This window comes from Mucilaginibacter sp. Mucisp73 (assembly GCF_059491465.1).
The window spans coordinates 1,271,035-1,285,299 of sequence record NZ_CP168507.1 but is presented as its reverse complement, the minus strand read 5'-3'; the positions used below and the strand labels follow the sequence as shown (position 1 = coordinate 1,285,299).

Below are 14,265 nucleotides of genomic sequence, written 5' to 3'. Positions count from 1 at the left end.
CATCGTTAAAACCTATTTTATACATCACCGCAACTTTTTCCGGGTTCCCCAGGGTGGTTATTTGCAATGGCGCATTTTGTTTTTTTTTGGTAGAGACGCATCACATGCGTCTCTACCAAAAAAATGTTTTACCTGTTCATAAACAACTTCCGGGAGGCATGATGGATAACAAAAAGCCCCGCGTAAGCGGGGCCGAAACAGTTAGCTACCATATAACACACATTTAATTAAAAACACACAGCAAATTATTACCTATTCTTCTGTCGCTAACTGAAAGCTTATTGGGATACTGTACCTAACCCGTACATTCTGGCCGTTTTGCACACCAGGCTTCCAGGCTTTGGCTAATTTAAGTACACGTAAAGCTTCCTCATCAAAACCATAGCCGGCAGGACGGTCCACCTTTATATTTGATAAAGTGCCATCTTTTTCAATAATGAAACTCAGAAGAACTTTGCCTGAAACACCCGCATCTTGTGCGGCTCCCGGAAAGCGTAGGTTTTTTTGCAAAAACTTAGCCCAGGCTGCAGCCCCGCCAACGGGTTCGGGCATAACTTCAAGCCCACCGAAATCAGTAACAACCTCCTCTCCTTTTCCGGCGCCACCGCCACCTCCCCCTTGCTGAGGCTGCTCAATAACAGTGTTTCCTCCAGGAGTTCCTTTTACATCAGCCGGCCCAATAGCTGCATCTTTCAAATCGGTAATAGTTGGCGGGTCTGTTGGCGGATCAGTTGGAACTATATGCGGAGTAGTAAAGCCTTTAGTTTCAATAGGAGCATCGGGCTTTTGATGTTCAACCGGTGCTGAAGCATCCGGCTGCTTAGGTTTAGCCTCAACAGGTGGTTTGGGGATGGAAGGATCAAGTGTCACTTCAATTGTCCGTCTATTATCAATTGGCTTCGGCTTTGCCTTAAAAATAATGGCTGCAGCCGATAAAAGGGCTACTGCCGCAAAGGCGATCCCCATGGATTTTGTCATGGTACGCCCATAGCTTTGTCTTAATTCATAAGCGCCGTAATTTTTGTTGCGATGGTCAAATACAAGGTCGAGCCACTCGGCATTGTACAAATCAAATTTGGTGATAAGCATATTTTCAGAATTAAATTTCAGTTATAACGAATATACTTATATTATATTTTGTATAAAATCAAATTTATCAAAAATAATTTCGCCTAAGTTTTCATCAAATTTTCATCTTCCTGCAAAAACCATCAAATCATAATAATCTGTTTAAAAATCAATAACCAAGTCCATTTTTTTTATCAATTAAATAAAAACAGCACAAAAACATTCATTTAAACTTAATTTTTATATATAAACCATCAAAAACTTAAAATATTTTAAAAAAAAGTGCAGTTATTTTATTTTTTTATTACTTTTAGATATGGTTAACAGGCTTTATAAACTTATCGCCTTATTTTTTTTACTCTTTAGTGGCTTAACTGCATCCGCTAAGGGTGGATTATACCATTATTACCACAAAACCACAAAAAAAACGACGATATCTGCGACAATCCCGCATCATCGCCCGTTAAATTTTGAATTCGCACTCAATAATGCACTCACGCCCGCTATTAATATACACCAGCATAGGGGTGCACATTCTTTACAGGCCTTTGTAGCAATGCCCGGCGGCTACGCCATTAAATTTAAATACCTTGATTTCATTTGCGAACTGGATACAAGTAAGCTCTCCAGGTTCCGCAAACTCATCCTTTTTCCGTTTCACGATTTTTGGTAGGCAAAAAACAATAAACCAACCCTCATGCTCTGATTAAGCATGCAGGATTTATTGTTTTTTAAAAAAATTTAGTTTTAATGCTGTCCGGTATTTTTGATTGGATATCGGGCAGTATTATTCAAACCTCCATTTTTTCCTCCCTTAAACCCAAAACATGAAAAAATTCATACCCTTCGGCATACTTTTAATTGTAATTGTATTAGCCCTTCTATACCCTTCAGTTACGCTTACAACCATTAAAGACAGCAAAATTGATACAGGTGATACCGCCTGGCTATTAGTAAGTACCGCCCTTGTACTGATCATGACCCCTGGCCTGGCATTTTTTTATGGCGGTATGGTGAGCAAAAAAAACGTACTGTCAACCATGCTGCAAAGCTTTGTTTGTATGGGTGTAATTACTGTTATATGGGTAATATTCGGCTTTAGTCTCGCCTTTGGCGAAGATGAGTTTGGTGGCTTTATCGGTAATCCCGGCACTTTCTTTATGATGAAAGGCACATTGGGCAACGCCACCTGGGAACTGGCCCCAACTATCCCGCTGATACTATTTGCTATGTTCCAGCTAAAATTTGCGGTTATTACCCCGGCCCTCATCACCGGCGCGTTTGCCGAAAGGATCCGCTTCAACTCTTATGTTATTTTCCTTTGCCTGTTCATGGTGTTTATATATGCCCCCTTGGCTCACGCTACCTGGCATCCAAAAGGCTTCCTTTTCGGAAAAGGTGTACTTGACTTTGCCGGCGGCACCGTGGTGCACATGAGTGCAGGCTGGGCAGCTTTGGCATCAGCCATATATTTAAAAGGCCGTAATGAAACCTCTCATAACCCGGCCCGGATCAGTTATGTATTATTAGGAACAGGCTTATTATGGTTTGGCTGGTTTGGCTTTAACGCGGGTTCGGCCCTTGGCTCGGGCACATTAGCAGCAACCGCTTTGGCAACAACCACTACAGCATCAGCCGCGGCTGCTATGGCCTGGATGTTCTTTGATATCCTTCGCGGTAAAAAACCAGGTGTATTAGGTGCTTGTATCGGCGCGGTTGTAGGTTTGGTGGCTATCACCCCGGCAGCGGGCTATGTAACTATTCCCCATTCATTAATTATCGGTATCGTAGCAGCAGTAGTAAGTAACCTGGTTGTGATCTGGAGAACAAAAACCAGCATTGATGATACCCTCGATGTATTCCCATGCCATGGCGTAGGCGGTATGGTAGGCATGTTATTAACCGGTGTATTTGCACACCAAAACGTAAACGCCGCCAATACAACCGGCAATGGTTTATTTTACGGCGAAACGCACCTTTTCATCATTCACTTAATTACCCTTGTAGGCGTATCAGCCTTCGCTTTCTTCGGCTCATTCATCTTATTAAAGATCACCGACATGATCAGCACACTGCGTGTAACACCAGAAGAAGAGCTTGCGGGCCTGGACATCAGTCAGCACGACGAAGAACTGTAAACCAGATCCTACCCTACCTGATTAAACTCAATTAACAACATAAAAAATAAGCCGCACCCTTTACAGCGTGCGGCTCTTTTATTTCATCTTGCGCATTAGTTACTGCAACTGCAATCTCAAAAAAATTACCATTCTTTAGTAGATACCCTTTTTACTTTTTTAACTTCCGCAGGCTTCTCAAGCGACGAGGTTTTAAGCATATAAGCCTTTAAATTATCACCTACATGCTTACTGTTGCTCAGCACCTGGTTTAAACAGGCGTTAAAATCAACCTTTGATAATTTTTCGGATGCCTTTTCCAGGGCGACGTCCTTGCCATGCATATGCTCCACATTACCATAACGGTTGCGCTGATATGGCTGATAAACAAAATCCGTTAACCAATAACGGTATTTGCCATCTTTTACCTCTACTTTAAGCGTATAGCTTAGCTCACCGCCTTCACTATTACCCATCAGGCCTTTTTTGTTGACCAAAAAAATACCCGTACCGGTAAGCGCATTGCCATCCTTATCGGCCTTTGCCAGTTTAAGCACCTTTTTAGGATAGGCCTTAGTTAAAAAATACAATCCCCTGCTATAAAGCGAATCTGCAATGGAGCCGGCCTGGTCAACCGTTTTATAATAAATGTATTTATTATTCTCATCAAAAGCCAGCGAATCCTTTTGCGCAAAAGCGCCGGATGAAAAAAGGAGACCGACAAAGCCTAATAATATCTTTTTCATGTAACAAATATAAAAGCCGCTCCGGATAATTCCGGAACGGCTCGTGATAAAAATAGATTAAATTATTTTTTTTAGAAAGCGTACACAGCAGCTACAGCAAACTGACCGGCTGATTTCGAAGGATCGCCAGAGTGGTTCAGGAATGAAGTAGATGAGCCGTGATCTAACCTGATTTCAGGAATGAAAGTAAGCGGGCCTGATTTGATATTTGCAGTAAAGGTAAATGCTTTAACATTTTGTCCCGGAGGAGGGCCTAAAGTTACTAAATCACCTTTTTTAGTTTTAAAGTACTCGCCCCTTAAACCTAAAGTTACTGTTTTTGATACTGCTAACTGCGGATATAAAGCAACGCCGCTAAAACCGCCGCCATCATGCGGAGCTGAATAAGTAGCGCCGTTTAAGCCCAGTTTAAAGGCATCAGTAATTTGATAAGCGGTTGTTAAATCAACTTCGGTACCTGAAGTACTTCCGGTAGCAAGGTTAAGATAAGCAGTCCATCCTTTAACAGGAGATACAAACAACTGTGAGCCGAAAGTATTTACCTTATGCGTTGAAGTATAATTGTTCCAGGTATCATTAAAAATACCGGCCATTAAACTTACTTTATCACTAAACGCGTAAGTTAATTTAACACCAGGATTTTGGAACGGACCATTGGTAAATAAATAGGAAGTAGAGTAGTTAAAGTTACCTACCGGGCTAATAACCTCATAACCAATAAAGGTAGCCATATAACCACCGGTAAGGTTTAATTTATCGGTTAAATCATATGATACATACAAATTTTGAATATGGAATGAATCGCCATTAGGACCATTAGGAATTGATTGGGCCTGGCCACGCGGACCAAATGAAAGCTCGCCCACAAAAGCTGCTTTACCAACTTTTTTCTTCAAGCCCAGGTCAATCATACCAATTGATACTGAATTATGGTCACTTGCAAAGCTGGTAGGGATTTGCGAACCCTTATCAGAAAAATCATATTTATAATAGGTATCTACCGAACCGTAGATCACCAGAGGAGAATCTGAGGTTGTTTTAACCGTGTCCTGAGCTTTAACCGTAAAGGCTGCAATTGAAAAAAATGAGAAGAGTAGAAATACTTTTTTCATGATAACGATTTAATTGTGAATTGATAAACTATTTGTTAATTGTTGTTTTTTTCGGGGAGATACACTGTTATTATTTGATTATCAATACCTTGCAGTTAAAAGAATAGTTTATGTGTCGGCATAAAAAATCCCTGCACGATTGGCAACGGCAACGTCCATTTAAACAACTACTGTTGTTTTAATATGAAATGCTGTTTAGTCTTAAGCCACCACCTTAGTTTAAAGTCAGAAATAAACTCCCGACTTTAAACTGAGGCAACAGGCTAATACTACCACTCTCCAACCGCACAAGGCATCAATATCTTTGTTTAAGCTGTTAAGCTCCTATATGATCAGGCTTCAGAAGCAACCTTAGCGCCATTATCAAAAAGGCCGCTTAAGCTGATCTCATCATCCTGAACTGGGTAAACTTCGATACCGTGGTCAAATACGTCGATACCACCGGCACCTGTTTCACCATGCTCTTCGATACGTAATTTCCATGGATGACCTAATTTGTTGATCACAAACATCATTACATATGAAACCGCGAATACTGCAAGGGTAATAGTAAGACTACCGATCAGCTGAGCTTTTAATACATCAAAACCACCGCCGTAAAACAAGCCTGTTACCGGAGCAGAGTTATCAGCACCTGTTGGGCCTGTAGCACCATATTGACCTGAAGCGAATAAACCTAATGAAATTGTACCCCAGATACCGTTAAAGCCGTGTACTGATACTGCACCAACCGGATCATCGATACGGAACCATTCGATCAAATAAACGCCACCAAAGATGATGAAGCCTGAAATAGCACCAAGCATAATAGCACCGAATGGGCTTACCCAGTAACAAGGACAAGTAATAGCAACTAAACCTGCAAGGAAACCATTAATGGTAAAGGCTAAATCAAATTTGCCTTTTGTTGGGCCAAACCATAAAGCAGCAAGCATAGCAGTAAAACCACCGGCACAGGCAGCAAGCGTAGTGTTAGCAGCAACGCGGCCGATACCCTGCATATCCATTGCTGATAATGTTGAACCAGGGTTAAAACCATACCAACCAAACCAAAGTAAGAAACCACCTACAGCAGCAACCAATAAGTTGTGACCTGGGGGCAAGCCGCCTTTTTCTTTATCATCGCGGGCAAATATCCTGCCTAAGCGTGGGCCTAATACCATTGCACCAGCCAAAGAAGCCACACCACCAATAGTGTGCACTACTGTTGAACCTGCAAAGTCACGGAAAGGCTGAGCGCTTATTGATTTAAAGAAGCCTGAAGTTCCCATGGTAGCAAGGAAACCATCCGGACCCCAAGCCCAGTGACCGATAATAGGATAGATAAAGCCAGTAATACCGATACTGTAAAGAATATCGCCGCGGAAGCTGGTACGACCGATCATAGCACCAGATACGATGGTTGAGCAGGTATCAGCAAAAGCGTACTGGAATATCCAGTGTGCCAATACCGGGATACCGGTCGAACCATAAGTTTCAGGTGTGTTTTGAAGGAAGAACCAGGTTTTGCCATCAGCACCACCCCAGCCAATAAAGCCGTTACCGTTGCCAAACATAAAGGCATAACCTATAGCGTAAAATAGCAAACCACAAAGACAAGTATCAAAAATACACTCCATCAGCACGTTCACTGTTTCGCGCTTACGTGCGAAACCAGCCTCGAGCATAACAAAACCCGCCTGCATACCAAATACCAAAAAGGCAGCAACCAGTGTCCAAACAGTATTAACCGTGTTAATTAACGCTGTTTCATGGGCGGTGTACGTTTCGGCAGCGTTAGCTTTTGTGCCAAATACACCTGGCAAAACCATCATTGCGGCAAACACCAGCAATAAGCCAATCATTTTCCCTGTAAAAATGGTTGCTCCCAGCGCCCATTTTTCACGTGTCAGCTGTCGGACTGCACTTAGGAAGTTGTGTTTTGTAGAACCTACTTTCATCGTTTAATTTAGTTTGATTGTTTTTTAAAAATTAATTAGTTTGATTGTTGTATTTAAATTTAGTTTGATTGCTATCCTGAATTACAAAACCCTTTTCACCTCCAAATCTTCAATCCTGCCTTTAATCTTTTTCATTTTTTTTATAAAAAGCATAATAATTGGTGTGTTTTCGTAAATTATTTTCTGAAATTAGGTAGTATTTTTAAGAATAACAAATTATTAATGATAAATTAATGGTAAAAAATCGAAAAATTATGAAAATTGCAAAAACAAGGCTCTTATAATGTCATTTTTTAAACATTTAAAAATGATATTTTCAATCTAAATTCATTTTAATCATAAAAAAAATTGAAAAATTTAATTTTTACAGTTTAAAACACCAATTAATCAGTTTTAAAAGCAAAAACACGCCCAAAAACATTAAAAAAACACGATTTTATTAATTTAAGGCAGAATTTTTAAAAGAATTAAGACTTTCCTTTAAATTATATCAGTTTTTTAATGATTAGGTGGTATGTTATATTTCACTTAATTTTGCCCGATATTTTAAAGGATAGTTATATTTTTGAACACTAACCTTTATTTAAACCTCATAAAATATGTCCAATATCCGTTTTAAAGCCTTACAGGATGTACTTTCAAGAACTATCCCTGAAGTAAAACCGCCTTCACCAAAAATTTCCGATTATTTCGGATCGAATGTTTTTGATAAAAAGAAGATGAAGGAATACCTTTCATCAGAGGCTTACCAGGGAATTGTAAATTCAATTGAAAAAGGTGAGCCGATTCCGCGCGACCTGGCAGAACAGATAGCCTCGGCAATGAAAGCCTGGGCTTTAGGCAAAGGCGCAACCCATTATACACACTGGTTTCAACCGCTTACCGGCACTACGGCCGAAAAACATGACGCTTTTTTTGAGCCCACCGCAGATGGCGGCGCTATAGAACGTTTTTCGGGCGATGCCCTTGCACAACAGGAACCTGATGCCTCAAGCTTCCCGAGTGGCGGCATCCGTAATACATTTGAGGCCCGCGGTTATACCGCATGGGACCCTTCTTCGCCTGCCTTTTTAATGGCGCGTACCCTGTGTATCCCAACAGTGTTCGTATCGTACACCGGCGAAGCACTTGATTATAAAGTACCTTTATTAAAGGCACTGAACGTGCTTGACAAAGCAGCCGTTGATGTTTGCCATTATTTTGATAAAGGCATTGAAAAGGTAAACGCGTCATTAGGTATTGAGCAGGAATACTTTTTGGTTGACCTGGCCTTATTTAATGCCCGTCCCGATCTTTATTTAACCGGCCGTACTTTATTCGGCCACATGTCGGCCAAAAACCAGCAACTGGAAGATCATTACTTTGGCTCGATACCTGAGCGCGTGTATGCTTACATGCAGGATATGGAAGCCGAAGCATTGCAATTAGGCATCCCGCTTAAAACCCGTCATAATGAAGTTGCTCCATCCCAGTTTGAATGTGCACCAATATATGAAGAGATTAACCTCGCTATCGACCATAACCAACTGTTAATGGATTTGATGGACCGTGTTGCCAGGCGCCATAACTTTAAGGTGTTACTTCATGAAAAACCGTATGCGGGCCTTAATGGTTCGGGCAAGCACAATAACTGGTCGCTGATAACCAATACAGGCAAAAACCTGTTATCGCCGGGCAAAACGCCAAAAAACAACCTCATGTTCCTGGCCTTTTTTGTGAATACCATAAAAGCGGTACACGAGCATGCTGATCTGTTAAGGGCATCCATTGCATCAGTTAACAATGACCACCGTTTAGGCGCCAATGAAGCCCCTCCGGCCATTATATCTATATTTTTGGGCAGCCAGCTTAGCGACGTACTTGATGAGATAGAAACATCCCGCATCAGCAAAAAAATCAAAGAAGAAAACCTGTTATGGCAGGGCATCCCTAAGATCCCGCAAATTTTGCCTGACAATACCGACCGTAACCGTACCTCGCCTTTTGCCTTTACGGGTAACAAGTTTGAGCTGCGCGCGGTAGGCTCATCAGCCAACTCGGCCAGCCCGATGACCATTCTTAACCTTATCGTTGCAGATCAGCTTAAAAAATTCAAATACGATGTAGATAAGCTGATGAAAAAAGGCGAGAAAAAAGATCTGGCTTTATTAATGGTGATCAAAAAGTACATCAAAGAATCAAAAAACATCCGCTTTGAGGGAAATGGCTATAGCGAAGAATGGGAAAAAGAAGCCGCGCTAAGAGGTTTACCCAATGTTAAAACCACACCAAAAGCGCTGGATGCTTTAATAAACGACAAGTCGGAACATCTTTTTGCCGAAACCGGCGTATTTACCGTGCGTGAAGCGCATGCACGTCACGAGATCTTGCTTGATGCTTTCTACAAAAAGCTACAGATAGAAGCCCGCGTAATTGGCGAAATGGTGATGAACGTGATTATCCCGGCAGCAATTGCTTATCAAAGCAAACTGATTGAAAATGTAAAAGGACTAAAAGATATTGGCCTGGATAAAGCAACTTATGCTTCACAGCTGGACATTATTAACAGGATCTCCGAGCATGTGAACTTCATTAAAACCAATACCGAGCAAATGGTTAACGAGCGCAAAAAAGCTAACGTTATCGACGACCTTCGTCAGCGCGCTATTGATTACGATGAAAAGGTAAAATCGTTCTTCCAGCCTATCCGCTACCACGTTGATAAACTGGAGCAACTGGTTGATGACCGCCAATGGCCGCTGCCAAAATTCAGGGAGTTGTTGTTTATTAAATAGAACTTTGATTTTAAAATACAAATGCCGCTGATGTTAAACGTTAGCGGCATTTTTGTTTTAGCACTATAACCTCACCACTATTGGCAAAGTACTGAACGTACCTCAAATACTTTTTGCGACCGATATGTTAATACCTTTGAAATTTCACTGTTAAAAAAACGCTGCAAAGTTAACCAACTGCTTGCATTCATGCTGCTATTTACATTTTTATCCAAGTCATTAATAATTTTCAGATTGCCGACAAACTTCATATTATCCTTAAACTGCAAAAAATCCTTTCGCCAAATAAGTAACCCGTAACTACCTAAATAATAAGGCTTAATTTCGGGATGATATTGCCACATACATTGAATTTGAGAGTCCGGATATTTAAAATTACCGTCCTTATAAACGGCCTTCCCCCAAAAGCCACTATTGATGGCATCCTCAATTACAGGGATCTCTTCATTATCATATGTTAAGGCAGCAAAAATGTAATAATGCGGGCTCCGCGCTTTGTAAATACTCGTACAGATGATCACTTTATACCGATTATCTGCCGCCAAAAAAGTAAACACGTCGCCTTGATTCATATTTTATATAGCTTACTATCTACGCAAACAAATCACTCGCCTTATGCTGTTCAATAATCACAGCTCTGTATTTTGATAGCAATGCCGATTTGGATATAAAGCCGATAAAAACCTCATCTTTTACTACCGGTAACTGCCATACGTCAATGGCATCAAAGGTGTCCATAACGCTGCTGGCCGGTTGATCATAATCAATTATAGCCGGTGGCTCAATCATGATATCGGCTATATTTTCATCCGCGATATCTTTATTGAACAGGCGCCGGCGAATGTCGTCTATCAATACAACACCTTCAAGGCTTCCGTCCTCTTTAAGCACCGGGAAAATATTGGCATCGGTTTTAGCCAGTACCTGGTAAAATTCGCCAACCGGCATTTGTTTATCAACCGGGGTATATTTGCGGTTAATGATGCTATCAAGCATTATACTGTTAAGCATGCCATAATCCTGCCCCGGGTGAATATTATTATGATGAATCAGCTGGCTCCAGTACATATTATGGGGCGATGAATAGCGCGATATGATGTATGACATAGCCGATACGATCATGAGCGGAATAAAAAGCACATATCCACCGGTAATTTCGGCTATCAAAAATATAGCAGTTAAGGGAGCATGCAATACGCCAGCCAGGGCCCCCGCCATACCCACCGCAATAAAATTAACCGTGTTTAAATGTATCAGCCCGGTTTGATTAACCCCATAAGCCACAAACAAGCCCAGGAAAGCACCCGTAAACACCGTAGGTGCAAACGTACCGCCATTGCCACCGGCACCAATGGTAATACCCGCAGCAATGATCTTGATAAACACGAGTGCCCCTATAAATAACAGCATGATAAGCGGCTCAGAAAGCCAGTTGGCAAAAAAGCTTTCTTCCTTTAATACATTGATATTACCATTTAATATTTCGGTGAGATAATGATACCCCTCGCCAAACAATTGAGGAAACACAGCAATGATCAACCCTAATATCACACCGCCACCAACTGCCCTCACATATCGGTTTTGCTTTTTAAGTATCCCTCCTTCAAGTTTACCCCCTACTTTGGATATATATATCGCTATCCATCCGCTTAATATGCCAAGCAGCACATAAAAGGGCAGGGCGTTCATTGCCCAGCCTTCGGTAACCAAATGGAACAATTGCCCCGAGTATAATAATTTGGAAACCACAACTCCCGTAGCGGAGGCTATTAATAAAGGTATAAAAGTGGGAATGGTGATCTCCCCTATTAATATCTCCAGCGAAAAAAGCACCCCGGCAATAGGACTGTTAAATACCGCAGCTATACCCGCCGAACACCCTGCAGCTAACAATACCGTTTTTTCATAGGGTGTAAGCTTAAAAAACTTACCTACGTTTGAACCGATGGCTGTACCTGTACAAACAATAGGCGCCTCCAACCCTGCCGAACCGCCGAAGCCTACGGTTAACGAGCTTGTTATTAAATGCGAATAAATATTATTGACTTTGATGTTTGAGCGGTTCTTTTTGATATTGATGAGCACCTTACCTATCCCTTTTTCAATCTTATCGCGGTTGATCAGGTGCTGATACAGCACCGTACCCAAAATGCCTATTGCAGGTAAAAACACATATGCTATATGATAATATAGGTGCGAAGAGATATTCCGGCTTAACTCTTCCATTAAATGCACTAAAAACTTAAGGGCAACGGCGGCCAGTCCGCCCATAAAACCTACAAACACGCTGCAATAAATTAAAAAGTTACGTTGACTATTGCGTTTTAACCGCCAGCGGTTTATTTTGTAGGAAAGCGTTTTTAACATAAGAAGTATATACTACCAATTCTGCTGATGAAGAGTTATGAGCGCGAATTGTTTTCAATTAAGCTGATAAAACAGGCTGATCATATACACCAGTCTATTTTCTTACAAAGAAACACAATTTCGGTCAATTTTATTAATCAGGTCACACTCATAATTTAAACTCCGTATAAGGAGTAGCACTCTTTCTGAAAATTAAGGTTAATAGCATTATATTTGCCCATGATTTCTTCGCAAAGATATGATCAGCGTGGCGTATCAGCCTCCAAAGATGACGTTCATAATGCCATAAAAAATATCGATAAAGGCATTTTCCCAAAAGCTTTCTGCAAAATAGTACCCGATATTTTAACCAACGATCCTGAGTATTGCAATATTATGCATGCCGACGGTGCAGGTACCAAATCGTCACTGGCTTATACTTACTGGAAAGAGACAGGCGATATATCCGTATGGCGCGGTATAGCACAGGATGCTATTATCATGAACCTTGATGATTTGCTTTGCGTTGGCGCGACCGATAACATCCTGCTGTCATCAACCATCGGCCGCAATAAAGGCCTCATTCCCGGTGAAGTTATTGCCGCTATCATTAATGGTACCGAAGAAATTTTAGCAGAGCTGCGTGAGGCCGGCATAGGCATTTACTCAACCGGCGGCGAAACTGCCGACGTAGGTGACCTGGTACGTACCATCATTGTCGATTCGACAGTTACCTGCCGCATGAAACGCGAAGATGTGATCTCGAACCATCGCATTGAGCCCGGCGATGTAATTGTTGGCCTTGCCTCATACGGACAAGCTACTTATGAAAAAGAATACAACGGCGGCATGGGCTCAAACGGCCTTACATCTGCCCGTCATGATGTTTTCAATAAAGCTATTGCCGATAAATTCCCTGAAAGTTATGACTCGGCTATACCATATGAGCTGATCTTTTCCGGAAGTAAAAACCTTACCGATGCTATCGATATTGGCAATGGCCAAGCCGTAACAGCAGGCAAGCTTGTTTTAAGCGCGACGCGTACCTACGCCCCTATCATTAAACAGATATTGGATGGCTACCGCAACCAGGTGCACGGCATGGTACATTGCAGCGGCGGCGCACAAACCAAGGTATTACACTTTGTGGAAGGCCTTCATATCATAAAAAACAATCTGTTCCCCGTGCCTCCCCTGTTTAAACTCATCCACGAAGAATCAAAAACCAGCTGGCAGGAAATGTATAAAGTATTTAATATGGGTCACCGGATGGAACTTTACGTACCCGAGGCCATTGCTGCCGAACTGATCAGTATTTCAAAAAGTTTTGGTGTTGACGCGCAGGTTATTGGCCGTGTGGAAAAGGCTGATGCCAAGAAAGTGACTGTAACATCAGAGTTTGGGGTGTTTGAGTACGAGTAAATAATAACGACATAAATTTATGCTGAGGTTTTTGGCTACTTTGTCACCATTAAAATTATGGGCGATATTTTTAGCCGAAAACCTTTTTGTTACTACCCTGGCCCTGCTATTCGGATGGTTGATCTTAAAACTATCCAACAAACCAATAAAACGGGCAAGCCGAAACGAGATTCTGGCATGCATGTTAACCAATGCCATCAACACAGCGATCACCTATGCCGGTTATTGGCTTTTTAAGCACAACTATATAACACTCACGTTCCAGTTAAAGTGGTACACCCTTCTTGATTTCTTGCTCTTATTTATGCTGATGGACCTGGCCATGTTCATTTTCCATTACTTCATCCACCACTCAGTTATTTATAAAGCGATCCACAAATTTCACCATCATTACGCCGATCCTATCCCTATCGACCTGTTTGTTCTCCATCCAGTTGAAACCATAGGCTTTGGTTCGCTATGGCTGATAATACTGGCTTTATATAGCTTCAATTTCTACGCGGTGTTGATCTATCTTACAGTCAACGTATTTTTCGGTATCATGGGCCATTTAGGTATTGAGCCCGTTCCCGCCTCTGTTCGAAAAATGGCTCCTTTTAAATATTTAGGTACGCCATCTTTTCACCATCGGCATCACCTGGAAATTGATTTTAATTTCGGCTTTTATACCAACATCTGGGATAGGTTATTTAAAACTTATAAGCCTTAAACAATAAGCTTATAGGCTCACCTTTTATAAA

11 protein-coding genes are annotated in these 14,265 nt (G+C 41.5%); 4 read left to right on the top strand and 7 right to left on the bottom strand.

From position 1 onward, the window contains the following. Positions 1–252: 252 nt before the first annotated feature. On the bottom strand, positions 253–1,089 hold the full coding sequence (locus tag ACEN82_RS05610; RefSeq protein ID WP_413318330.1) for an energy transducer TonB: 837 nt from the start codon (positions 1,087–1,089) through the stop codon (positions 253–255). 517 nt (positions 1,090–1,606) lie between these two features. After that, the gene (locus ACEN82_RS05605) at positions 1,607–1,729 is read right to left on the bottom strand and encodes a hypothetical protein (RefSeq protein ID WP_495644086.1); all 123 of its coding nucleotides are present in this window, start codon (positions 1,727–1,729) and stop codon (positions 1,607–1,609) included. Between the two features lie 166 nt (positions 1,730–1,895). Here ACEN82_RS05605 and ACEN82_RS05600 point away from each other — a divergent pair, with 166 nt between their 5' ends. Then, positions 1,896–3,206 (top strand): ammonium transporter, encoded by a 1,311-nt coding sequence (locus tag ACEN82_RS05600; RefSeq protein ID WP_090533023.1) that lies wholly within the window; start codon positions 1,896–1,898, stop codon positions 3,204–3,206. A gap of 125 nt (positions 3,207–3,331) precedes the next feature. Here the strand turns inward: ACEN82_RS05600 and ACEN82_RS05595 are convergent, their stop codons facing one another. The 3 genes from ACEN82_RS05595 to ACEN82_RS05585 all read right to left on the bottom strand — a co-directional run bounded on the left by ACEN82_RS05595 (position 3,332) and on the right by ACEN82_RS05585 (position 6,983). Continuing rightward, positions 3,332–3,931: a DUF4468 domain-containing protein gene (locus ACEN82_RS05595; protein ID WP_413323139.1), complete on the bottom strand. Its 600-nt coding sequence runs from the start codon at positions 3,929–3,931 to the stop codon at positions 3,332–3,334. A gap of 71 nt (positions 3,932–4,002) precedes the next feature. Then, positions 4,003–5,043, bottom strand: a complete 1,041-nt coding sequence (locus ACEN82_RS05590) for a porin (protein ID WP_090533026.1) — start codon at positions 5,041–5,043, stop codon at positions 4,003–4,005. A 332-nt stretch (positions 5,044–5,375) separates the two neighbouring features. After that, on the bottom strand, positions 5,376–6,983 hold the full coding sequence (locus tag ACEN82_RS05585) for an ammonium transporter (RefSeq protein ID WP_091174332.1): 1,608 nt from the start codon (positions 6,981–6,983) through the stop codon (positions 5,376–5,378). Positions 6,984–7,582: 599 nt separating this feature from the next. Here ACEN82_RS05585 and ACEN82_RS05580 point away from each other — a divergent pair. After that, positions 7,583–9,757 (top strand): glutamine synthetase III family protein, encoded by a 2,175-nt coding sequence (locus tag ACEN82_RS05580; protein WP_413323122.1) that lies wholly within the window; start codon positions 7,583–7,585, stop codon positions 9,755–9,757. A 77-nt stretch (positions 9,758–9,834) separates the two neighbouring features. On the opposite strand, the gene ACEN82_RS05575 is transcribed toward ACEN82_RS05580, so the two are convergent. Beyond that, positions 9,835–10,329, bottom strand: coding sequence for a hypothetical protein (locus ACEN82_RS05575; RefSeq protein WP_176628352.1), 495 nt, complete (start codon positions 10,327–10,329; stop codon positions 9,835–9,837). Between the two features lie 19 nt (positions 10,330–10,348). Further along, on the bottom strand, positions 10,349–12,124 hold the full coding sequence (locus tag ACEN82_RS05570) for a chloride channel protein (RefSeq protein WP_413323121.1): 1,776 nt from the start codon (positions 12,122–12,124) through the stop codon (positions 10,349–10,351). A gap of 219 nt (positions 12,125–12,343) precedes the next feature. On the opposite strand from ACEN82_RS05570, the gene ACEN82_RS05565 reads away from it, so the two are divergent. Further along, the gene (locus tag ACEN82_RS05565) at positions 12,344–13,525 is read left to right on the top strand and encodes an AIR synthase related protein (protein WP_413323120.1); all 1,182 of its coding nucleotides are present in this window, start codon (positions 12,344–12,346) and stop codon (positions 13,523–13,525) included. A gap of 19 nt (positions 13,526–13,544) precedes the next feature. Beyond that, complete coding sequence (locus ACEN82_RS05560; RefSeq protein WP_413323119.1) at positions 13,545–14,234, top strand: sterol desaturase family protein; 690 nt, start codon at positions 13,545–13,547, stop codon at positions 14,232–14,234. Positions 14,235–14,265 lie beyond the last annotated feature (31 nt).

Bases quoted from the DNA above. Each gene is read 5' to 3' on its own strand.
- ACEN82_RS05610 (WP_413318330.1), bottom strand. From the start codon at position 1,089: ATGCTTATCACCAAATTTGATTTGTACAATGCCGAGTGGCTCGACCTT.
- ACEN82_RS05600 (WP_090533023.1), top strand. From the start codon at position 1,896: ATGAAAAAATTCATACCCTTCGGCATACTTTTAATTGTAATTGTATTA.
- ACEN82_RS05595 (WP_413323139.1), bottom strand. From the start codon at position 3,931: ATGAAAAAGATATTATTAGGCTTTGTCGGTCTCCTTTTTTCATCCGGC.
- ACEN82_RS05590 (WP_090533026.1), bottom strand. From the start codon at position 5,043: ATGAAAAAAGTATTTCTACTCTTCTCATTTTTTTCAATTGCAGCCTTT.
- ACEN82_RS05585 (WP_091174332.1), bottom strand. From the start codon at position 6,983: ATGAAAGTAGGTTCTACAAAACACAACTTCCTAAGTGCAGTCCGACAG.
- ACEN82_RS05580 (WP_413323122.1), top strand. From the start codon at position 7,583: ATGTCCAATATCCGTTTTAAAGCCTTACAGGATGTACTTTCAAGAACT.
- ACEN82_RS05575 (WP_176628352.1), bottom strand. From the start codon at position 10,329: ATGAATCAAGGCGACGTGTTTACTTTTTTGGCGGCAGATAATCGGTAT.
- ACEN82_RS05570 (WP_413323121.1), bottom strand. From the start codon at position 12,124: ATGTTAAAAACGCTTTCCTACAAAATAAACCGCTGGCGGTTAAAACGC.
- ACEN82_RS05565 (WP_413323120.1), top strand. From the start codon at position 12,344: ATGATTTCTTCGCAAAGATATGATCAGCGTGGCGTATCAGCCTCCAAA.
- ACEN82_RS05560 (WP_413323119.1), top strand. From the start codon at position 13,545: ATGCTGAGGTTTTTGGCTACTTTGTCACCATTAAAATTATGGGCGATA.